The sequence below is a fragment of the Desulfomarina profundi genome (assembly GCF_019703855.1).
In the GTDB taxonomy this organism is placed as follows: domain Bacteria; phylum Desulfobacterota; class Desulfobulbia; order Desulfobulbales; family Desulfocapsaceae; genus Desulfomarina; species Desulfomarina profundi.
In genome coordinates this window covers 3,179,669-3,202,281 of sequence record NZ_AP024086.1, presented here as the reverse complement: position 1 = coordinate 3,202,281, position 22,613 = coordinate 3,179,669, and the positions used below count along the sequence as shown (strand labels likewise).

The window sequence follows — 22,613 nt, the reverse complement described above, 5'->3', positions numbered from 1 at the left end:
CTCGGTCAGCTTTTTTATTTTCCTATGCTCCTCGGAGTCTACGCTTACCTGAACTCGAACAAAAAATCTCATTTTTGGACTCTACATATTTTTATTTAATTTACGGTAACCTGAGCTTTTTTTCCAGAACTGAAACAAGAAATGAAAGGGAGATAGTGATTACCAGGTACATGGCTGCCACGGTGAACCAGATTTCAAAGGTAAGGTAGGTTTCGGCGATAAGGGCCTGGGCCTGCATGGTCAGGTCATAGATGGCGATGGTGGAGACGAGCGCGGAATCTTTGATAAGGGAAATGGCCTGGCTGGTGAGCGGGGGCAGTACGGTGTGGATGGCCTGGGGCAGGATGATAAAACGGTAGGTGTGGTATGGTTTCAGGCCGATGGCGGAGGCGGCCTCGTGCTGACCTTTGGCCACAGAGAGGATACCTGAGCGGAAAATCTCCGAGGTGTAGGCCCCTTCAAAGAGGCTGAGAGCCAGGATTGCCGCCGGAATCCTGCCCAGGCCGAGGACCGGGCCAAGGACGAAATAGATAAAAAAAATCTGGATAAGAAGAGGAGTGTTACGGCTCACTTCCAGGTAGAAGGTGGCCACGCCGCGGGCAATGGGAGAATTGGAGATTCGCAGTAATGCAGTGACAAGGCCGATGAGCATGGCAAAGATCAGGCTGACAGCGGAGATGAAGAGGGTGAATTTCAGCCCTTCCAGGAGTGGTCCCGCCCTGAATCCTTCTTCTGTCATGGTGAAGATGAATTTTGGAATCCTGTACCACTGCCATGAGTAACCCAGGTTTTCCACACTGTGCACGGTAAACCAGCAGATGGCTGCCATCAGCAGCAGGAACTGGCTGATATCAAAAAGGGGTGAACGAAAAAATTTCGGCATTGATCCCTACGCCAGTTTACTGCGGGTAAGCTGTTCCCTTGCCATTTCCGAGATGCTTCTGAAATCGATCTTGCCGCTGCCCATTTTGGGCAGGGTTTCCCAGACAAGGAAGATTTTGGGCAGGGCAATGGCCGGGAGCTGTTTTGCCATCTGTTTGAGGATCTTTTTCTCCTCCAGTTCGGTTGTCACCACCGCAACAATTTTTGCGCCTTTGATGGCATCGGGGATTTCCACCACGCAGCAGTGGGCATCTTCCGGCAGCAGTTTTTCCAGGACATCTTCAATCTTCACCAGAGAGACCATTTCCCCACCTATCTTGACAAATCGCTTCAGTCGGCCAACGTGCCAGAGATAGCCGTCTTCGTCGATATTGCCCATGTCACCTGTATCATACCAGCCGTTTCTGATATGAAGAGAGGTCTGCTCAAAATCGTTGAAATATCCTTTCATTACGCTGTCGCCCTTGACCAGGATACGGCCATCCTCTCCGGGAGCTGCCTCTTCTCCTGTTTCATAATTCTCTATGCGCACTGATATTCCGGGAATCGGTTGTCCGACACTGCCGGGTCGATTGGCGTGCCGGCAGTTGGCTGAGATAACCGGGGAGCATTCGGTGGCGCCATATCCTTCATAGACGGTGATGCCGTGTTTACTCATAAAACCATCCCGCAGGGAGTCAGGGCACTTGTCTGCCCCGGCCATTACGATGCGCAGGGAATCAAAATCCCCTTTTTCAGATTTGCGCAGATAGCCCCAGAAAAAACTGGGAGTTCCCACCAGGAAGGTTGCCTTGTGATCCCGGATGATGGAGCAGATCTTTTTATAGTCCAACGGGTTGGCGTAGGCCAGCATCTTCATGCCATGGCAAAGGGGCAGCCACATGGTGACGGTAAGCCCGAACACGTGGAAATAGGGGAGAATGCAGAGAAAGATATCCTCGGAGCGAAAGTCGAAAACGGGAGTGACCGCGTTGATGTTGGCCAGGATATTCTTATGGGTCAGCTGCACCGCTTTCGGATCTTTTTCCGAGCCGCTGGTGAAGAGGATGACGGCGGTATCGTTCTCACTTCCCCCGTGAACCATTTTCTTAATCATGGATGCAGGCAGGGCGGCGATGAGTGCGGCCTTCAGTTTCTGACTGGCAGTGACGGACGCCATAATGTCTTCGATATAGATCATGCCGTCCACATAGGGGCATTCTATTTTTTCCAGCAGGGCTTTTGAGGTGATGATGGTCCTGAAATCACATTTCTGCTGGGCATATTTCGCGTTTTTTTCGGCCCCGGTGGAGTAGTTGATCATGACCGGAATCCTGCCGGACATGAGAAGGCCGATTTTGGTGAGAATGCAACCGGCGGAGGTGGGGATCATGATGCCTGTGAACCCCTTGTCCAGTTTTGAAAAAATCCTCGAGAGCAGAAGGGAGGCGATAAGCGCCTTCTGGTAGGTGAGCTCCCTTTTGGTGGCGAAATCATGGATTGCCGACTTCCTGCTGAATTGCTTGGCAATGTCTATGAATTTGTGATGCAGAAGCACGTTGTCCTCCATGGTGTTGTCGGTTTTTTCCGGCATATGCCGGTTTATCAGGGCGTCTGTTTCAACTACCATTTTTTGCTTGAATTGGCAACCGCGAGACTCTACGTCACCGGTAGAGATCATGTTCTGGATATTTATCCGTTACCTTTTTACTTTTCCGGGGTTTGTAAAGGGTAGAGGTATGGAAAAATTGAAAAGAGAAAGATCTTGTCTGCAATCTTAATAGAAATGGAGGGTAATATGAAACGGATTCTCATGACACTGATAATGGCGGGTCTGCTTACTGTACTGTGTTTCCAGCAGGTGCGTGCTGGAAATGTACAGTCGGGCGTTGATACCTATAATGAAACCTACTATGGAGCCGGAGCTTTTACCCGACTGGCTGGGGATGACGGTCTTTTGACCGAGGATGACTGGATAAACAACCGCTCGGCCATTGAAGCGAAGTACGGGGCCGATTTCAGGTGGGACAGGGCCATGGCCTTTGATGAGGATGGTGATGGGGCGTTAAGCAGATCGGAGGCAAGAAACTACAGGGATGCGGAGGCAAAAAGATTAAAGGCCGAATGGAGAAAAAGAGGCGACAGGCTTACAGTACAGGATAAGAGATGGTTGAAAAATCATCCGATAGTTGCAGAAACCCTGGCGGCGAACAGCCGTTATCTTGAAGATCATCCCAAGGTGGCAAAGGCCATTTATTCTGACAGAAAATGGTTGAACGGTCATCCGGAGGTTGCAAAGAAACTGTATGGAAACCGGAAATGGCTGGATAGTCATCCGGAGGTTGCAAAGAATCTGTACGGGAACCGGAAATGGCTGAACAATCACCCGGATGTGGCACAGGCCGCGTACAACAACAGGCAGTTTCTTAATAAACATCCCCAGGTACGAAAGAATTTGAAAAATCACGAGACGCAGTTGCGAAAACACCCCCGTGCGGCTGAAAAAGGTTATAGAAAAGTAAAAAACCATCCAGTGAAGTCAAAACAAATCTATAAGGCTTCCAGCAATCACAGGGGTGGCAGAAGTAAGAACCGGCATGGTCGGGCAGGAAGGCACGGTCGCAACAGGCAATGAAAAACCGATTGCGGCAAGAGGAGTCCCGGTGGTGGGATTATTCCTGTTGTGGCCCCGGCTGCCTCCTGGTATCCTGCTGGAGAAATTCAACTGTAATGTTCCTGAAACTGTTTTCCGGAGTCATTCTACTTCATACTTGGTCGTGGTGAAATAATTATCGGCGGTCTGATACACATAGATGATGATGCGCGGTTGATGCTCAGGGTAAAAAAAGGTGATCTTGGCGCCTTTGACCGCCTGATTACCCGGCATAGAAACCCGGTGATCAACACGCTTTCAAGGATTATCGGAACAACGGATGGTGCGGAAGACCTTGCCCAGGAAGTGTTTCTCCGGGTGTACCGCGGCAGAAAATCATACAGGCCAAAGGCCCGCTTTACCACCTGGTTGTATCGTATTGTCAGAAATATTGCTGTCAATGCCGTTCGTGACCGGAACCGGCAGGCCGGGCTTATCTCCTTTACTGATAATGCCGGAGATGGTTCAGGTGAAATCCTGCCGGTAAAAGGGCAGCCGGGGCCGGAAGAGTTTGCGGAGGCAAACGATCTGCAGGAGGCCTTGAAGAAGGCTCTGGCGGCTCTTACCTTTGACCAGCGCACGGCCCTTGTTCTCTCCAGGCTGGAAGGAATGACCCACGCAGAAACAGCGAAAATCATGGGGAGCAGCGAGGGTGCGGTAAAGATGCTGGTGAGCAGGGCAAAAAAGAGACTGGCAGACGAATTGAGAGAGTATCTTCAAGAGAGCTGAGTAAAAGCCATGACAGACAATGAAAAAGACCTGGACAGGGTACTCAAACTGCTGGATGAGACGGAACAGATCGATCTTGATGATGATTTTAACAGGGCGGTTCTGGCCCGTGTACGGGAAGAGAAGACAGATGTTCGGGTCACCTGGTATAAACCGGCTGTGGCATTTGCCGTATCAGTGGCAGTTGTTCTGGCTGTACGGCAGTTCGGGCCTCTTTTAAAAAAAACGCAGATGGATGATGTGGCAGTTTCTGATCGTATGGTGATAGAACACCTTGAGCTTCTGGAAAAGATGGATGTCCTGGAGCATCTGGATGTCTACCTTGATACGGCCACATCAAATCTGTTCCTGCAACTTCTGGAGAAACAGTAGTGACTATGCTGCCTGCTGATATCCCCAAAAGAAAGGGTTTATTTCTCCTGTTCATATTTCTTTTTTTTGTTGTCTTTTTGGGCATACCGAAATTGTCTGTCGCACAGGGGAAAGCAGGTATCCAATCTTCTGAACAGGAAAAGATGGCCCAATGGAGGAAAATGTCCCAGGCCGACAGGGAGCATTTTCGCACGCTGTACAGGAAATACAGTTTTCTGTCGAAAAAAGAGCAGCATCTGCTGGAGAAAAAACTCCGGCAGTTCAAGGAACTGCCGCTGAAAGTACAGAAAATTATTCTAAAGAACAGCAGGTTGCTGTCAATACTGTCCGAGGAGGACAGGCAGAGTTTTTACAGGCTGATAAAAAAATACCGTAACCTGCCACCCGCCGGAAGAGAACAGGTTCATAATGCGTTTCGAAAAATAAAAAAGCTGCCGAAGGCCAAACAGCTCCAGCTCTTTCATCTCCTGCTGGCGGAAAACAGAAAAACCAGGCCACGAATCAAAAAGGTCATCAGGGATTTTTTGGTTTCTGTTCGCAATGGTCAGTCTGAGGATCGCTTTTCTCCTCATAAATAATATCGGCGTGGTCGCGAATTGAGTCGGGAATTTCTTTTTTTACCCGGACACCCATGTTTCTGAGCTGTTCGGCATGGGAGATGAGATTGCCCCGTCCCTGGCTCAGTTTGCCCATGGCCGAGTCGTAAGTGGTTCTGCAGGTGGCAAGCTGCCTGCCTATTTTTTCCATCTCCTCCACAACTCCCCGGAATTTATCATACATGAGGCCTGCTTTTCTGGCTATCTCGATGGAGTTTCTGCTCTGGCGCTCCGACTGCCAGATATTTTCGATGGTACGCAGGGTTGCCAGCAGGGTGGTGGGGCTGACGATAATGATCTTCTGCGTCAGTGCATCGGAAAACAGGTGCTCACTGTGCTGGTAGGCGGTGGTGAAGGCCGCCTCTATGGGCATGAACATCAAGACAAAATCCAGGGAGTTGATGCCTTCAAGTCTGCTGTAATCCTTGCTTCCCAGGAGAGTGATATGGTCGTGGATCGCCTTTGCCAGTGCTTTCAGGTGGGTGGCTTCGGCAGTTTTATCATCTGCGTTGATATATTTTTCCCAGGCAGTAAGGGAGACTTTCGAGTCTACGATAATCTGCTTACCTCCAGGCAGGTGGATGATGACATCCGGTTTCAGCAGCCTGTTTTCATGGTCTCGAAAGCCGCCCTGGATCGCGTATTCGTGTCCTCTGCGTAGGCCTGACTGTTCCAGAACCCGTTCAAGGACAAGTTCGCCCCACGTGCCCTGTACCCTGGTATCGCCCTTGAGGGCACGGGTCAGGTTGATCGCCTCCCGATTGATCTGTTGATTCAGTTCCCGCAGCTGGAGGATTTCGTTTTTCAGGGAGGAGCGCTCCCTGGTGTCATTAAGATGGATATCATTGATTTCCCGTTTGAACGATTCCAGTTGTCTGTTGAATGGCTGAAGCACTGTCTCCAGTTGTTCCCTGTTCAGTTCCCTGAGTTGGGTGCTTCGTTCTTCCAGAATCTGCCGGGTCAGGGAGGAAAAATGGCTGTCGAGCTTTTCGGCATTGTGTTTTCGCTCGTTTTTCAGGAGGGTGATCAGTCTGGCCAGTTTGATCTGCTGGCGGACCTTTTCTTCTTCCGCTTCCTGCAGTTTTTTCTCTGTCTGTTCGGAGTGCTGCCTTGTCCTGACAAGTTCCTTTTTCAGGCCTGCCCGGCTGGCCAGGGAAAGGAGGAGAAAGAAGAGGAGGACAAGGCTGAGCAGACTGCAGAGCAGTACCATATCCGGGAGTTCACGGAAAGCCTGCAGTGCTCCCCCGGCAATAGAAAAAAAACGATCCATAGATGATACGGCTACAGCGGCCAGGGGCGCTCCCTGCCACCCATCACATGCATATGGATATGGAATACTACCTGGCCGGCCTTGGCGCCGTTGTTGAAGATCAGTCTGAAGCCGTCTCCGACTCCCTGTTCCTTCGCCAGTTGGCTGCCGATGCGCATCAGTTTCCCAAAGATCCTGTCATCTTCCTCTTCGATATCCACGGGGGCGGCGATATGTTTTTTGGGGATCACCAGGAAGTGTTTCGGAGCCTGGGGGGCAATATCCCAGAAAGCGAGGATTTCATCGTCTTCATACAGTTTGTCGGAAGGGATGTCACCTGCAACAATTTTACAGAACAGGCAGTCAGTCATGGTGTTGTCTCCTTGGAAATTATTTCAAGATTCCCTCATATTAACCGGATATATGTATATATATACAAGATCAGAACCTTTTCGTAAACGGTCGACAGGTTTTCATGGAAAATGGAGCTGCCGGACAAAACTGCTCTGAAAACTGACATCGGTTGCCAGGTCAATGATCCGTATCAGGCGGGCCAGTTCTTTTGTCCTGTTAAAATAGTAATCATCGCAGAGTGCCATAATAGCGCCGGTACCTGCGGCATTGCCCGCCATTTTTATCCGGTCGGGTGAAATTGCGGGAATCATTCCCAGGGTGAGCATATCATCTTTTCTGAGAAAGGAGCCAAAGGCACCGGCAATAATAATTTTGCTGGGCGATTCCATGCCGGCGGCCCGCAGCAGGAAATCAATTCCGGTGATCAGGGCACCCTTGCCCAGCTGGACTGCCCGGATATCTTTTTGGTTGATGGCGATCTGTTTCCTGTTTGAACCAAGGATGATCCTGTTTGTTCCATCCGTTGTTTTGACTGCGGGTGCGTCTTTCAGGTCGGCGATGCGGCCGTTTTTTTCTATAAGGCCGGTTCTACTGAAAGCGGCAATTGCACTGATAATACCAGAGCCACAGATACCTTTTGGTTCAGTTTGTTTGCCTTTTTTTGTAATAACTGTGTATTCAGGCAGTTCTGTGTGAGAGCGAAGTCTGACAGCATTGATGGCTCCGGGGATGGCCTGCATACCGCAGGAGATGGCAGCCCCTTCAAATGCGGGTCCGGTGGCGCATGAGGTGGCATAAAAGCCATCCCTGCCCTTGAGGACCAGTTCGCCGTTGGTGCCGAGGTCGATGAGCAGAGTGCCGGGCGATTCGTTTTCCAGGTTCACGGCGATCATTGCAGCGAGGGTATCACCACCGATAAATCCGGCGATAAGCGGCAGGGTGTTTATGGTGAGATTCGGAAAACTCATGCCGATTTCTGCTGCCAGGACCTGTTTTGCCCCGGTGAAGGCGGGGGTGTATGGCGCGGTCCCTATTGGTGCAGGATTAAAACCCAGCAGGATATGAATCATTGTCGGATTACCGGCAACAACCATTTTTTTCAGGTCGGATGGTTGTTGTCCATGCCGATCAAGCAGCCTGTCAACTCCCCATTTGACAGCTGTGACTGCCAGCCGTTGCAGGCCTCCCAGTTTGTCCTTATTTCCCCGACAGCACCAATTCTGCTCATGACATCGTCGCCGTAAAGAGCCTGGGGGTTTTTGACTGCAACGGAGGAGATAACCGTGCCTGTGGCCAGGTCGCAAAGATAGACTGCAATGGTTGTTGTGCCCAGGTCAACGGCTGTTCCGTACCCCTGAGTCCGGGGACGGGTTTTGCCTGGTTTGAAATGATCAGTAAAAAAATCCGGCAGTTCCGTAGGGGCTTTGTCGATAATATGGGCGGACATCAATGAGCTGTCGGGAATCCGGACAGTCATGTCTCCGGTGACCCTGTAGGTACAGCTGGGAACCTGGTGAAAATCTCTGTTCTCATCGGCCAGCTCGACCCGACATTTTTTACAGACACCTTTGCCGCCACAATCGGAACGCAGGAAAATTGAGTTGGCTGTTAGAACTTCCATGAGTTTTTCCCCCTTTCCCGTGACAATCTTTCGGCCATGGGGAAGGAGTTTTATTTCACAGGTGTGTTTTTTCATCGACTGATTATTGTTGAATAGAAGCTGTTTTTTTTGGAAATTTTTTCAGTTCCTGCTTACCAGCAGAAATGAAAAAAAACCATTGTTTTCTGGTGAATGTGATTGTTCCACTTCCTGGTTCACTTTGTGAATGTATAAAATCATATCAAACCTGCATCCTGCAATTGGTAATTTTGCCGAAGATACGGGGCACCAAAGTGCAGGGTTCAGGTCAAAATTGACACAATGTTCATGAGAAATGTGGGGTAGGTTTTATACCTACACAGTCTGAAGGCTGGAGACCATGGAGTTTGTCTCTTTGTGCAGTTACAAGAATCAGTCTACCGCCGATTTACAATTTTCCGGCTGTCAGATATCTTCAATGTTCATGGATGTAAAAGCAGATGTTCTGTGGGAGGTAAGTGGATTTTGCTGTTCTGTGCAATTGTTCCCTGCATGCTCTCTGATTTCAGTCTGATCCATTTTCATCAATTTCTCCTTTTCCGTTCGGAGTGATCTTTCCCTGCTGACAGTTCTTCTGCCGTGTGAGTCATCTTTATGTATGAAGTTCATTGTCGGTCCGATTTTTCCGTTACTTTTTTACAGCTGTGATGTACTTTTCCGTCCCCGTTATCGACGAGAGGAACTGTTGTTTAATTGCCGGAGGTTTAATTCCAGAAACTGCTCCTCTGCTGCTTTTGGATGTATTTGAAATTCTGTATATAATAAAGAGGTGAAACAATTGCAAAAAAACGCTGAAATGTACTGGACCGGGCTGTCCCCTGATGAGGCCAGGGAACTTCTTGTCAAAAAAGACAAGTCGATGCGAGACAAGCGAATGACCCTGAAGGAGGCGGTGGATACTTTTATCAGGGATGGTGACAACGTGGGTATAGGCGGTTTTGTGAATATTCGTCAGCCGATTGCCATTACCCATGAGATGGTTCGTCACGGTTTCAGGGATTTGACGCTCTCCTGGCAATCGGCCGGTATGGCTCCCGACTATCTTGCCGGTGCCATGATGATTGATGACAGTCATTTCTCTATCAGACGTATAGAACACGCCTACTGGGCTCATGAGGCTTACGGATTGTCCCCGGTCTTCAGGTATCTGGCGGAAAAAGGACTGTTGGAAATAGAGGACTGGAGCAATTATAACATGTCGGCCAGGTTCAAGGCCGGTGCCATGGGATTGCCCTTCATTCCCACCCGCGGCCCCCTGGGCAGTGATATTGTAAAAACAAGCCGTACGAAGGTGATTGACTGTCCTTTCACCAATCGGCCCATTGCTCTGCTGCCGGCCAGCAACCCGGATGTAGCCATTATCCATGTTCAAGCCGCTGATAAATACGGAAACTGTATTATCCGGGGGACCGACTGTACCTGCGCAGAGATTGCCATGGCTTCAGCCCATACGATTCTGACCTGTGAGCAGCTTGTCTCCCATGAGCTGGTTGTCCGAAACCCGAAAGATGTCATGATTCCATTTCTTGCGGTGGATGCTGTCATTGAAGTGCCTTTCGGTGCATATCCCGGCGCGTGCAGGAGACATTACTATTTTAACGGTGAGCATATTGCTGAATTCCACGCAGCGGTAAACAGTATGCGAAAAGATGGATCTCCTGACAAGTTAAAGGCGTATTATGATGAAAATATTTTCGGTGTGGAGAGTTTCGAGGACTTTATCGCGAGTTTCGGAGTAAAGAGGTTACTGGCGGATCAGGCGGCGGAGTCATTGAACTGTGAAAGACTCAGATGATCAAACCTAAATCCTGCAATTGGCCAGTTCGGAGTCTTCGCTACCTGCCGAAGTGCAGGATTTAGGTCAAACAATATTATATCGGAATGACAGGGAGTTAACATGACAGCTTCAACTGACTATACCGCCCAGGAAATAATTGTTGTGGCGGGAGCAAAAATACTGGAAGACAATAAAGTGGTCTTTGTGGGGACCGGCCTGCCGATGGTCGCATCCCTTCTGGCAAAACTGACCCATGCCCCGGGACTGATACCGGTTTTTGAAGCAGGTGCCGTCGGGCCTCCCCTGGGAGTCGGGCTGCCTCTTTCCGTTGGTGACTCCAAGACGTTTACCGGTTCTTCCTATGTAAAAGGATTGAACGCAGCTTTTGAGATGACCCAGCGCGGCTATGCCGATTTCGGTTTCATCGGCGGTGCCGAAGTGGATATGTACGGCAATCTAAATTCCACCATGATCGGAGATTTTCCCGACGGTTACCAGATCCCGAAAGTGCGCCTGCCCGGAAGTGGTGGTGCAAGTGATATGGCCGCGTCATGCGAGCGTACCATCCTTATAGTTCCTCACGACAAACGCAAATTTAATGAAAAGCTGCAGTATGTGACGAGCCCGGGGCATCTCGAGGGCAGTCCCAACGCGCGTTTCAAGGCGGGACTGCAGGGGAAGGGGCCGTACCGGGTCATTACCACCAAGGCAATTCTCGATTTTGATGAAGAAACAAAGCGCATGCGTATTCTCCGGACCTTCCCGGGGGAGACGGTAGAGAGTGTGCAGGAGGCAACGGGTTTTGAGTTGCTGGTGGCACCGGATGTCTCTACGTTTGAACCACCGACCATGGAAGAGGTTCGCATGATCCGTGAAGATATTGATCCACATCAGGCCTTTGTCAAACGAGGCTGAAATAATGGGTCCGAATCAATGGGAACTATTTTATCAACTTATTATGGAAGAGAGACAGATGGCGGATGAAAAAACTGTTGGAAATCCAGCGGGAGCCAGCCTGGCAGGTTTTGCAATAACAACAGCACTTCTGCTTCTTTATTTCGGGATCCGAAATAAATCAGGTGTCACCGGAGGTTTTACGAATGGTGCATCTGTCTCTTTCCGTGCAGACCCGGCATGTTGAACCCACTGTTTTCTCATCGTAGTCCGGTCCCAGGCCGATAATGAATGAAACGGAATGAAAGGGGGTCAGAACTGCATTGTCCGTAACTGTTACCCCGATTTTGTGGAGGGGCAGAATGGAGCAGAGACTTTTCTGCTCCGCAAGGTCCCAGCCATGAACGGAGCCGGGGCTGAGAAACGGGCCGACACCCCAGCTTTTTTCCGCTGCGGTTTTTTCAATAATACGGTTTACAGCCTTGCCCGTCTGCTCAAGAACGGCGAGGCCGATCAGATCGTATAGGTAGCTGTCCAGGTGACGGTGTCGGGAGGCCGCTCTTATTCCCGCCTGACGCAGCTCATCTCCGATACTGTACACACCCACCATGACCTGGTGTGCTTCTTTGAGAAAACGGCTGGAAAACCCCATTGCAAGGGTCAACCTGTTCTTTTCCCGTGAACCGATACACACCTTTTCCCCCTCGACATCGTCAGCTGAGAGCCGCCTGAGAACACCCTGTGGGCGCCAAATTTTCCGCGCATGCTCAAAGATTTTTTCTGCAGGATCAAGGAATCTGTCCACCCTGCCGGAGGTGGCAACTCTTTTTAAAAAATCTTCAAAAAGGATCTCTGGCAGGTCTGTCGGATTGAAGGTGATAAGATCAGGCATCGGTTTTTTGGGATTCATTTTCCGGTGTTGATACGGCAAGCATTTTTATAGAAAAAACTGTATGTTTTTCATGTTCCCCGGTTCAGTATTCGTAAACAGCAAAAAGGATGCCATTATGGAATTCTCATACGGTGACATGAATGGAGACAGCTTTGATATCCGTGAAATCGATTTTATTTCCGTAATGGACAGCATGGATGAAGGTGTCATTATAACAGATAATCGTGGAGTCATTCAGTACTATAATGAAACCCAGGCAAAGATCGATGGTCTGGACTGTCAGTTTGTTGTCGGTAAGAAAGTAACGGATATTTATCAGTTGAGCGGGGACACAAGCCTTATCATGCTCTGCATCCGCCTGGGAAAGCCTATTCGCAACCGGACGTTTTTTTATAAGACAAAATTCGGTAAAATTGCCAACACCATCCATTCCATTTTTCCTGTTTACCGGGGTGCCGTGGTTTACGGTACCATCTGTTTTGTAAAAGATTACAAAATTCTCAGGAATACAACCCCGGTCGTCTCCATCCCGGAAGTCAAACCAACCAGGGAAAACGGGACATCTTATACTTTTGCCGATATTATCGGCCATAATCATGAGCTGGTGCGGTCGGTTAATACGTCCAGAGTCGCAGCCGATTCGGTTTCTCCGATCATGCTTATTGGGGAAACAGGAACGGGAAAGGAGTTGTTTGCCCAGTCGATTCATAACCAGAGTGCGCGGAGCAGGAAACCGTATGTTGCCGTAAACTGCGCGGCCATTCCTGAAAATCTGCTGGAAGGCCTGCTCTTTGGCACAACCAGAGGGGCCTTTACCGGGGCCATGGATAAACCGGGGCTGCTGGAACAGGCCAATGGTTCCACCCTTTTTCTGGATGAACTGCTTTCCATGCCGCTTTCTCTGCAGGCCAAAATGTTGCGGGTTCTCCAGGAAAAAAAGGTTCGTCGCATTGGTTCCTCTCAGGAAATCAATCTTAATGTGAAGATCATCACTTCGGTTAACAAGGCACCCCGGGATGCCATTCAGGACGGAGAGCTGCGTATTGATCTGTTCTACAGGGTGGGAGTTGTCATGGTGAAAATTCCGCCCCTGCGGGATCGTTCTGATGACCTGGAGGAGCTGATCAACCACTTTATCCTGACCCTTAATAAAGCCCTGGGAACCAATGTCCGCTCCATCTCCAGTGAGGTTATGAATCTTTTCAGGGGATATAACTGGCCCGGTAATATCAGGGAACTGGAGCATCTGCTGGAGGGGGCACTCAATATTATCGGTTATGATGAAGAGCTTTCAATGAAGCATTTTTCCGCAGTTTTTGAATCCATGGAAAACATGAATCCGCCAGGTGTTGATACTGCTGCTGCGCCTGTTGCCTCCCGCAGGAAAAGCCGGTTCCCGGAACAGGTTCCTGTTGTGACTCCCGGTTCGGGAAAAACTCTGGTCGAATACCAGGCAGAGCAGGAAAAAAAGGCCGTGTCCGAGGTTCTACTGGCAACCGAAGGAAACATAACCCGGGCCGCGGTACTTCTGGGGATTTCCAGACAGCTTCTCCATTATAAGATGAAAAAGCATGGTTTGAAGAGATCTGCTTTTACAGTGGAATAATTAAAACCTGGTTTCGTACAAACTCAGCCTGATTAAATTGTACACCTTCAGGTTGGCTGAGGTTCATGGGTAACCTGTGCTTGCTACTGAAAAAATTTTTTCATTTAAGCGTAAATTCATAAAAATATTTTTTCACTGAAAAAATTTTTTCACGTATGTGATATACGTTTCAACCTGATTTTCAAAAAAATCGGCTATTTTTCCGACATATTAGCCAGATTGCAGCAGCCTGCCTCTCTCCTGGCATGCACTTTGCTGTTCTACCGGTGGCGAGGATAAAACCGGAAGGCAACATGCATTCAGAATCATGAACCAGATGATACTGGTGCAATATTGAAAAGTTCTGCTAGAAAAGGAGAGAGAAATATGTCAGTCAGCAATTCCACAACCCGGCCGTTTGATCCGATTATTTTCTGGGTTTCGGCTACGGTCACAGTCCTGTTTATCCTCTGGTCAATTATTTTTCCTGAGAATATGAGTACCACCATTAACGGCGTGTTCTCCTGGACCACAAAAACGTGGGGATGGCTTTATCTGTTAACAGCTTTTCTTCTTGTGGGTGGCTGCTTTGTGCTCATGGGAGGGAAATATGGCGGTATAAAACTGGGTCTTGCGAAAGATAAGCCGGAATTCAATAATTTCTCCTGGTTTGCCATGCTCTTTGGTTCAGCCATTGCGGCAGGGATTGTTTTCTGGGGACCGGCAGAGCCCGCGTATCATTACATGACCCCGCCACCGTTTTTCGGAGGTGAGGCAAAGACGGCGGAGACTGCGGCCAATGCCATGACCTACTCTTTTTTCCACTGGGGATTCAGTGCCTGGGCTATCTACGCCATGCTGACCATTGCCATTGGTCACGCCAGTTTTACTAAAGGCCTGCCTTTGAAGTTTTCCACCGCCTTTTACTACGTCATTGGTGACAGGATTCATGGTATATGGGGAAAAGTTCTCGATATTTTTGCTGTATTCGCAACACTTGGCGGGTTGGCAACAACCACCGGCCTGGTCGCCCTGCAGCTTTCCAGCGGTCTGAAGTACCAGTATGGTCTGGAGATGGGAAATGGCTCCATGTACCTTATTATCGGCGTGCTTACCCTGATTTTTACGGCAACAGTCTACATCGGTCTTGAAAAGGGAGTCAAATTTATCGGTGATGTCAATATGTGGATTTTCGGGGGGTATGGTTCTTTATTCTGGTCTTTGGTCCCACGATTTTTCTCATTAACCTGACCGCCAATTCCATCGGTCAGTACCTGCTCTATTTTCTGCCCATGAGTCTTTACACGGCACCTGGTGTTGAGGGCAACTGGATCGGCAGCTGGACAGTCTTTTACTGGGCATGGTGGATGAGCTGGGCTCCTTTTGTGGCCGTTTTTATTGCCAGGATATCCAAGGGAAGAACAATTCGCGAAACCGTTGCCGCAACCCTGCTGCTGCCCACCCTCGGTGATTTTCTCTGGTACGGCGTTGTGGGTGGAGCCGGTATCAGTTTTGATGTTACGGCAACTCTCAAAGAGCACGGGGTGGAGAGTGCCATTTTCGCCATTGCCCAGCACCTGCCGCTCACCGGGATTCTTGCTGTGTTTCTTATCTTTCTCATTGCCACCTTTTTTCTCACCAGTGCCAATTCTGCGGCAATTTCCCTGGCCATGTTTGTATCGGGTCATGAAAACCCCGGGAAAAACCTGCGGGCCTTCTGGGGAATAGCTCTTGGCGGAGTTGCGGCCGTACTGGCGGGAACGGGACAGCTCAAGGCTATCCAGACGGCTTCCATTGCCACGGCATTTCCCCTGATGTTCCTTTTACTGTTCATTCTTTATGGTGTGTTCAAGGGGCTGAACGAGAGTCTTGAGCGGACCGATAATTAACTGTGATAATATATGAAATATGGTGTGGTATACCTCCTGGTCGGTTTTTCCTTGTGGATCGGTCGACCATGGTGGTTCATCGGTAATCTGAAAAAATTATGGTTCACTTTTATAATGGGTGTTTTTCCTGCGGTTTGAGATACCGGGGATCAGCACCGGGGAGGAAGTATGTATGATAGAATGCAGGAGTTGAATCTGGCGCAGATGACAAAGATCCATGATGCGTCAATGGAACTCCTGAAAACAACCGGTATTGTAGTTAATGAGGACGAAGGTCTAGAGATTTTCAAAAAGCACGGGTACAGGGTCGAGGGAAAAACGGTTTTCCCGACGGAGGAACAGATCCGAAAGGCGATAGCGTCTGTCCCGCCCAAATTTACCATTGAAGCACGGGATCCCGCAAAAAACGTCATTATCGGCGAAGATGACTTCGCCTTTTTTCCGGGATATGGCGCCCCTTATATCATTTCACCCGAGGGTGAACAGCGGGAAGCGACAATGGAGGATTATGATACCTTCTGTAAGCTGATCCAGACCTCAAAATACCTTGACATGAACGGCTGGATGATGGTGGAGCCTGCGGATATGCCACCTTCTACAGTCCATATGGATATGATGCTTTCCAATATGTTGCTCTGCGATAAACCCTTCATGGGAAGTCCTGCTTCCAGGGAAGGGGCACTGGACGGGATAGAGATGGCGTCTATTCTCTGGGGAGGAAGGGACAGTATAGCTGATAAAACTGTGTCCATATCCCTGATCAATTCTCTCTCTCCCCTGCAGTTTGCCGAGGAGATGGTGGGATCTCTTATTGAGCTTGCCAGGAACAATCAGGCCTGTATCGTGGCCTCCCTTATCATGGCCGGTGCTTCCGGACCTGTTACCCTGGCGGGGGTCCTCGCCCTGCAGAACGCGGAAATTCTTACGGGAATTGCCTTGGCGCAGCTCGTGAGAGAAGGGGCTCCGGTAGTGTATGGCTCCACCTCATCTGCCATGGACATGAAAACCGGTGCCCTTTCCATCGGTGCCCCTGAACTGTCGAAAAATGTTAACTACACTGCACAGATGGCACGGTTCTACAACATGCCAAGCAGATCAGGAGGTGGTTTGACCGATGCCCTCTATCCGGATGCCCAGGCCGGGGCCGAATCCGCCCTGGCCCTGTATACTGCAGCCCGGAATGGCGTCAATGTTATTCTCCATGCCTGCGGTATTCTTGGTTCTTATATCGCCATGAGTTTTGAAAAATTCCTTATCGACGAGGAGGTCTGCGGCATGGTGCGGCAGATGCTGAAGCCCATAGATATAACCGATGAAAGTATAGATATAGATATGATCAGTACCGTGGGTCCCGGAGGGCAGTATCTGACCCATCCGAAGACCTTCAAGCTCTGCCGGACAGAATTCTTTCTCCCGGACCTGATGGCCAGAACCAACTATGACGCATGGAGTGCCGGAGGAAAGAAAAAGGTTCATGAGATTGCCGACGACCAGTTGAGCAGTCGCCTGGCAAAATATGAAAAGCCCGATATCGATCCTGGAATTGAGAAAGAATTGACTGAATACGTGAATAAGCGAAAGAACGGTTAATTGTTCTGCGGTCAGGAGAAGGCTCACTGGAAAAACGAAGGGGAAGCAGGATGAATACAGGGACAAGTGGCATCGAAAAGGGAATTTCGGGTTTGTTGGACGCAGACATCGACAAAGTGGTTTTTTTCGGTTCCACAGCCCTTATTCTGCCGTTTATCCTTTTGGGAGCATTTTTCCCGGAGCTACTTGGGGAAATGGCCAAAGCATCCCTTGCCTGGATTACTTCCACCTGGGGGTGGCTTTATCTCTCCAGCGTGAACGGTTTTGTCCTGGTGGGTTTACTGATTGCTCTTTCTCCCCTTGGTTCAATCCGCCTCGGCCACGATGATGAAAGGCCGGAATTCAGTCGGTTGAGTTGGTTCGCCATGCTTTTTTCCGCCGGAATGGGAATCGGTCTCGTTTTCTGGTCCATAGCCGAACCGATGTATCACCTTGCCGGCCCACCGGTGGGACAGCCGGAAACCGCAGAATCGGCCCGGTTGGCCTTCTCTATTTTTTTCCACCATTGGGGTTTACATGCCTGGGGAACCTATGTGGCTGTTGGTCTGCCAATTGCCTATTTTCGTTTCCGTAAAAAAAAGCCGGCTACGATTTCCGCCTGTCTGGAGCCGTTTTACAAGGGCGAAAAGGGAAAAGGAAAACTTGTTGGAAATATTGTGGATATACTTGCGGTTTGGGCAACCGTCATGGGTGTCGTAACCTCGCTGGGGCTTGGGGCTCTGCAGATTTCAAGCGGGCTTTCAATCTCCTTCGGCATCCAGGACGGTTCCTTTACCACAGGAGCAGTGATTATTGCAGTTACCTTTCTCTTTGTGCTTTCCGCTCTCAGCGGAGTGAAACGAGGGATAAAATACCTTTCTCTGTTTAATGTCCTTCTCATGGTTCTGCTTCTTTTCTTTTTCCTTGTTTTCGGTCCTTTTGCTTACCTGCTGAAAACGTTTTTCATCGCCCTGGCGGATTATCTTAAAAATATTATCCCCTCTCAACTACTCTGGTGCTTTTTAATAACGAGAGCTGGACGAGAAGCTGGACCGTTTTTTACTGGGCCTGGTGGATTGCCTGGGCGCCCTTTGTCGGTGCATTTATCGCTGGTATTTCGCGGGGAAGAACGGTGAGGGAATTTATTCTGATGGTTATGTTCGTGCCGGCGCTTTTTTCCTTTATGTTTTCCGCGGCCCTGGGCGGAACAGCTGTACATATGCAGCTTTTTGAACATATTCCTCTTCTGGAGACAGTTGCAGAAAGTGTGGAGGCGGCTCTTTTCAAGACCCTGCATCATCTGCCGTTTCCAGGATTTATCGGGCTCCTCGCCAATCTGCTGATCGCCTCGTTTTTTGTAACTTCGGCTGATTCGGCCACTTTTGTGATCTGTCAGTTTTCAACCGGCGGAAAGGCGGGAAAAGACGGAAGGTCCGGCAAGGTGCTGATAATTTTCTGGGGTTTGGTTCTTGGCGGGCTGGCCCTGGTTCTTATTTTTTCAGGCGGGCTGAAGGCATTGCAGACTGCTTCCATAGCAGGGGCTCTCCCCTTTGTTTTTGTGATGTATGTGATATTGGCGGCAACTGTTTACTCAATGGTTGCTGAACGGAAAGGATTCAAATAAGAGACAACCCAATTTTAGAGTATAAAAGGAGTAATGATATGTCAGATTTACAAAATATTACCCAAACCCTTATTTCCGGTGATGGAGCGGCCCTGCGCGGCCTGGTTGAAGAGGCTCTTGGTGCTGGTGTTTCAGCTGGTGAAATTCTTCAGGATGGGCTTATTGCGGGAATGGATATTGTCGGTGAGAGAATGGAGAGTGGTGAAATGTTCATTCCCGAGGTTCTCATGGCGGCCCAGGCCATGGGGGAATCGGTTGAAATTTTAAAACCCCTTCTGGCCGAAGGAGAGTCCTCCACAGCCGGGAAGGTGATACTTGGAACGGTAAAAGGTGATCTGCATGATATCGGTAAAAACCTGGTGGTCATGATGATGGAGAGTGCAGGTTTTGACGTTATTGATCTTGGTGTTGATGTTGATCCGGAGAAATTTGTTGAGGCTATCAAAGAGAACAAGCCCGATATTGTCGGAATTTCAGCACTGCTGACCACAACCATGCCCATGATGAAAAAATCCATCGATTCCATTGAGGAGTCCGGTTTAAGGAACAATCTGAAGATCATAGTCGGTGGTGCCCCAGTGAATCAAGCCTTTGCCGACGAGATTGGCGCCGACGGGTATGCACCGGATGCCGGTGCTGCATCTAAAATGGCCAAGGCAATGTATGCCTGAGTTGATGCATCACCAAAACATTTTGAATTTACAGGATAAAACCATGTTTACAGTCATTGGAGAACGTATCAATACGACCCTGAAAAAAGTGAAGGCTGCTGTGGAGGTTCGGGACGACGGTTATATCAGGGAAGATGTGAGGAAGCAGACCGAGGCGGGAGCGACATATATTGATGTCAATGGCGGTGCCCGTATCGGTCATGAAGAAGAAGATATGAGGTGGTTGCTGGAGGTTGTTCAGGAAGCAACGGAACTGCCTCTTTGTCTGGACAGCCCCGATCCGGCTGTCCTGGAAATGGCCTATGGCCTGGTTAAAAAGAAACCGATGATCAATTCCATCAGCCTGGAAAAGGATCGTTTTGAGCCGATGATCAACTACCTGCAGGGAAAAGAGTGTAGAATTATTGCCCTCTGTATGGATGACTCAGGAATGCCGAAAACAGTTGATGATATAGTGTCCAGGGCAGTGTCCCTTGTGGCGGAACTGGAAAAAATCGGCTTTGCCCGGGATGATATTTTTATCGATCCCCTTATCCAGCCCATGAGTGTTGATGTGACCAATGGTCAGACCGCAATGGAAGCCATCAAAAGAATCATGACCGAGCTGGAAGGAGTGCATACAACAGGAGGGTTGTCCAATATCTCCTATGGCCTGCCCCAGAGACGGATTATTAACCGCTGCTTTCTTGCCATGATGATCAGTCATGGTTTTGATTCTGCAATCATGGATCCCCTGGACAGGGATATCATGGCCATGACGGTTACAGCTGACATGCTGGCCGGTAATGATCAGTTCTGTATGAATTATATCAAGGCAGTCAGGGCGGAGAAGATTGTTGCCTGAATGGCTGGGTATACCTGAGAGCAAAGAAACCCGGGTCGATTTATATCGGCCCGGGTTTCTCCGTTTGGCAAAATTCGGCTCAGGGTTTATTTTTTATTTTTTATATTTGAAAAGCAGCTCTTCCTTTCGTACACCAATGGTGGCTTCACCGCCTTTGACCAGTTCGCCAAAGAGAATTTCCTCCGTGAGAGTATCTCCAATTTCCCTGAGGATCAGGCGGCGCAGTGGTCTCGCGCCAAAATCCGGATCGTAACCCTTTTTCGCCAGGTATTTGCGGGCTTCACTGGTGAGCGTGATGGATACGCGTTTTTCGGCTAGCTGGGCTTCCAGTTCTTTGATCAGTTTGTCGACAATTTTTTCCGTCGCCTCCTGATTGAGAGCTGCAAAGGAAATAATACCATCCAGCCTGTTGCGGAATTCCGGGGCAAAGAGCTTGTTGATTGCCGTCTGGTCCTTGCCCTTTTTGCTGGTGACAAAACCGATGGAGTTGGCTGTCAGTTCCCTGGCGCCCGCATTGGAGGTCATGATAATAATGACATTTCTGAAATCCGCCTTGCGGCCGGAATTGTCAGTCAGGGTTGAGTGGTCCATGATCTGGAGCAGGATGGAGAAGACATCCGGATGGGCCTTTTCAATTTCATCCAGCAGCAGGACGGAGTGGGGGTGCTTGCGGATTGCCTCTGTCAGCAGTCCTCCCTGGTCAAACCCCACGTACCCTGGCGGAGAACCGATAAGTCTTGCCACCGCATGTTTTTCCATATATTCGCTCATGTCAAAGCGCTCAAAATGGATGTTGAGGGTTGCGGCCAGTTGCTTGGCCACCTCTGTTTTGCCCACACCTGTGGGGCCGGCAAAGATAAAACTGCCGGTAGGGGATTCCGGGTTGCCCAGTCCCGCACGGGATCTTTTTACTGCCCTTGATACTGCATCGATGGCCTCGTCCTGGCCGAAAACCTGCATTTTGAGTCGGTTTTCCAGCTCCTTCAGTTCACTGACCTCCGAGGTGGAGCTGCTCTTGGCTGGAATCCGGGCAATACGGGAGACAACCTTTTCCACATCACCGATTTTCACAAGAGATCCCTGTCTGCCCTCCAGTCGGAAAAAGGAGCCCACCTCGTCCATTATGTCAATGGCTTTATCCGGGAGAAAACGTTCATTGATGTAGCGATCAGAGAGTTCCGCCATGGCCTTGACGGCATTTTGTGAATACTTGACATTATGGTGTTTTTCGTAGCGGGGCTGGAGACCTTTGAGGATTTTCCCCGTGTCCTGAACGGATGGTTCCTCGATATCAATCTTCTGGAATCTCCGGGAGAGTGCCCGGTCTTTTTCGATCTGGTTTTTATACTCTTCGTAGGTTGTTGAACCGATGCATCTCAGGATACCGGCCTGGAGGGCGGGTTTAAGCAGGTTGGAGGCATCCATGGAGCCGCCGCTTGTCGCACCCGCGCCAACGATGGTGTGCATTTCGTCGATGAAGAGAATGGCGTTCTCCTTTTTCTCAATGGCGGAAACAACCCCTTTGAGCCGTTTTTCAAAATCCCCCCGGTACTTTGTACCGGCGACAAGACTGCCCATGTCCAGCAGGTGGATTTCCACATCCTGGAGCAGGTCGGGCACAACAGGTTTTCTGCTTTCCGCCCGGGCCACCTTATCCTCGTGGATCCTGAGAGCCAGACCTTCGGCCATTGCAGTCTTGCCCACTCCGGGTTCTCCAACCAGGAGGGGATTGTTTTTCTTTCGTCTGCAGAGTACCTGCATGATCCTGTCGAGTTCTTCCTTGCGTCCGATGAGTGGATCGAGTTTGCCGTCTGCCGCATATTCGGCCAGGTTGATGGTAAACTCTTCAAGAATTTTGGCATCCTTGGTGCCCGGTTCAACGATGGGATCCTTGGGTGGCGAGGGAAGGGGTTCCTTCTGCAGCCCGTCCGCAGGAAGCTCGTGGGAGATGAAATTCACCACCGCTACCCTGCCGATACCGACGGAAGTCAGAAAATAGACAGCATGGGATTCATTTTCAGAGAGGATGGAAACGAGAACGTCACCACTGTCCACCTGCTGTTTACCGCAGCTCTGTACGTGGGAAACGGCGCGCTGGAGTACCCGGTTAAAGGCAATTGTCTGGGCAGGTTCCCCACCTGTTCCTGAAGAAAATTTTGGGATTTCCCGGATAAAAAATTTCTCGAGCTGTTCTTTGAGCACTTCGGTTGACCCACCACATTCCGTGATAATATAGCTGGTAAGGTCATCGTGCAGCAGGCCGTAGAGCATGTGCTCAACGGTGACATACTCGTGATTGTGATTTTTTGCTTCCCGTATGGCCCGGATCAGGGCTTTTTCCAGTGTTTTGCTCAGCATAGTCAGTCAATGGTGTTTATTCAATTTCCCTTTTAATAATCTTATACCTAAAATCCG

Annotated in this window: 16 protein-coding genes and 4 pseudogenes; 12 read left to right on the top strand and 8 right to left on the bottom strand. The window is 49.6% G+C overall.

What is annotated here, in order from left to right:
- Positions 1 to 100: 100 nt before the first annotated feature.
- Complete coding sequence (locus LO777_RS14725) at positions 101 to 883, bottom strand: amino acid ABC transporter permease (protein WP_228854628.1); 783 nt, start codon at positions 881 to 883, stop codon at positions 101 to 103.
- Between the two features lie 6 nt (positions 884 to 889).
- A complete protein-coding gene (locus tag LO777_RS14720) occupies positions 890 to 2,491 on the bottom strand; it encodes an AMP-binding protein (RefSeq protein WP_228854627.1) in 1,602 nt (533 codons plus the stop codon).
- Between the two features lie 168 nt (positions 2,492 to 2,659).
- On the opposite strand from LO777_RS14720, the gene LO777_RS14715 reads away from it, so the two are divergent.
- The 4 genes from LO777_RS14715 to LO777_RS14700 all read left to right on the top strand — a co-directional run bounded on the left by LO777_RS14715 (position 2,660) and on the right by LO777_RS14700 (position 5,193).
- Positions 2,660 to 3,496 carry an EF-hand domain-containing protein gene (locus tag LO777_RS14715; RefSeq protein WP_228854626.1) on the top strand — a complete coding sequence of 279 codons (837 nt, stop codon included), beginning with the start codon at positions 2,660 to 2,662 and terminating at the stop codon, positions 3,494 to 3,496.
- Positions 3,497 to 3,691: 195 nt separating this feature from the next.
- Positions 3,692 to 4,243 (top strand): RNA polymerase sigma factor, encoded by a 552-nt coding sequence (locus LO777_RS14710; protein ID WP_228854625.1) that lies wholly within the window; start codon positions 3,692 to 3,694, stop codon positions 4,241 to 4,243.
- 9 nt (positions 4,244 to 4,252) lie between these two features.
- On the top strand, positions 4,253 to 4,615 hold the full coding sequence (locus LO777_RS14705; protein WP_228854624.1) for a hypothetical protein: 363 nt from the start codon (positions 4,253 to 4,255) through the stop codon (positions 4,613 to 4,615).
- 5 nt (positions 4,616 to 4,620) lie between these two features.
- Positions 4,621 to 5,193, top strand: coding sequence for a DUF3106 domain-containing protein (locus LO777_RS14700; protein WP_228857393.1), 573 nt, complete (start codon positions 4,621 to 4,623; stop codon positions 5,191 to 5,193).
- On the opposite strand, the gene LO777_RS14695 is transcribed toward LO777_RS14700, so the two are convergent.
- The 4 genes and pseudogenes from LO777_RS14695 to LO777_RS21160 form a co-directional block, all read right to left on the bottom strand.
- Complete coding sequence (locus tag LO777_RS14695; RefSeq protein ID WP_228854623.1) at positions 5,129 to 6,481, bottom strand: DNA recombination protein RmuC; 1,353 nt, start codon at positions 6,479 to 6,481, stop codon at positions 5,129 to 5,131. The genes LO777_RS14700 and LO777_RS14695 overlap by 65 nt on opposite strands.
- An 11-nt stretch (positions 6,482 to 6,492) precedes the next feature.
- A complete protein-coding gene (locus LO777_RS14690; RefSeq protein ID WP_228854622.1) occupies positions 6,493 to 6,831 on the bottom strand; it encodes a histidine triad nucleotide-binding protein in 339 nt (112 codons plus the stop codon).
- Between the two features lie 102 nt (positions 6,832 to 6,933).
- Positions 6,934 to 8,261: pseudogene (locus LO777_RS21165) on the bottom strand (ASKHA domain-containing protein).
- A gap of 48 nt (positions 8,262 to 8,309) precedes the next feature.
- A pseudogene (locus tag LO777_RS21160) lies at positions 8,310 to 8,510 on the bottom strand (2Fe-2S iron-sulfur cluster-binding protein); the annotation flags it as partial.
- A 721-nt stretch (positions 8,511 to 9,231) separates the two neighbouring features.
- On the opposite strand from LO777_RS21160, the gene LO777_RS14675 reads away from it, so the two are divergent.
- Together LO777_RS14675 and LO777_RS14670 are read left to right on the top strand one after the other, a co-directional pair.
- Positions 9,232 to 10,248 carry a CoA transferase subunit A gene (locus LO777_RS14675; protein ID WP_228854621.1) on the top strand — a complete coding sequence of 339 codons (1,017 nt, stop codon included), beginning with the start codon at positions 9,232 to 9,234 and terminating at the stop codon, positions 10,246 to 10,248.
- Between the two features lie 102 nt (positions 10,249 to 10,350).
- Positions 10,351 to 11,145, top strand: coding sequence for a CoA-transferase subunit beta (locus tag LO777_RS14670; RefSeq protein WP_228854620.1), 795 nt, complete (start codon positions 10,351 to 10,353; stop codon positions 11,143 to 11,145).
- A gap of 160 nt (positions 11,146 to 11,305) precedes the next feature.
- Here LO777_RS14670 and LO777_RS14665 read toward each other — a convergent pair whose 3' ends face one another.
- Positions 11,306 to 12,034, bottom strand: coding sequence for a hypothetical protein (locus LO777_RS14665; RefSeq protein WP_228854619.1), 729 nt, complete (start codon positions 12,032 to 12,034; stop codon positions 11,306 to 11,308).
- Positions 12,035 to 12,131: 97 nt separating this feature from the next.
- On the opposite strand from LO777_RS14665, the gene LO777_RS14660 reads away from it, so the two are divergent.
- The 6 genes and pseudogenes from LO777_RS14660 to LO777_RS14635 all read left to right on the top strand — a co-directional run bounded on the left by LO777_RS14660 (position 12,132) and on the right by LO777_RS14635 (position 20,198).
- Positions 12,132 to 13,622: a sigma-54 interaction domain-containing protein gene (locus LO777_RS14660; RefSeq protein ID WP_228854618.1), complete on the top strand. Its 1,491-nt coding sequence runs from the start codon at positions 12,132 to 12,134 to the stop codon at positions 13,620 to 13,622.
- 366 nt (positions 13,623 to 13,988) lie between these two features.
- Positions 13,989 to 15,490: pseudogene (locus tag LO777_RS21155) on the top strand (BCCT family transporter).
- Between the two features lie 168 nt (positions 15,491 to 15,658).
- On the top strand, positions 15,659 to 17,080 hold the full coding sequence (locus tag LO777_RS14650) for a trimethylamine methyltransferase family protein (RefSeq protein WP_228854617.1): 1,422 nt from the start codon (positions 15,659 to 15,661) through the stop codon (positions 17,078 to 17,080).
- A gap of 50 nt (positions 17,081 to 17,130) precedes the next feature.
- Positions 17,131 to 18,683: pseudogene (locus LO777_RS21150) on the top strand (BCCT family transporter).
- 38 nt (positions 18,684 to 18,721) lie between these two features.
- Entirely contained in the window at positions 18,722 to 19,354 is a 633-nt protein-coding gene (locus LO777_RS14640; RefSeq protein WP_228854616.1) for a corrinoid protein, read from the top strand.
- A 43-nt stretch (positions 19,355 to 19,397) separates the two neighbouring features.
- Positions 19,398 to 20,198, top strand: coding sequence for a dihydropteroate synthase (locus LO777_RS14635; RefSeq protein WP_228854615.1), 801 nt, complete (start codon positions 19,398 to 19,400; stop codon positions 20,196 to 20,198).
- Positions 20,199 to 20,291: 93 nt separating this feature from the next.
- On the opposite strand, the gene clpA is transcribed toward LO777_RS14635, so the two are convergent.
- Positions 20,292 to 22,556, bottom strand: a complete 2,265-nt coding sequence (clpA, locus tag LO777_RS14630) for an ATP-dependent Clp protease ATP-binding subunit ClpA (protein ID WP_228854614.1) — start codon at positions 22,554 to 22,556, stop codon at positions 20,292 to 20,294.
- Between the last annotated feature and the right edge of the window lie 57 nt (positions 22,557 to 22,613).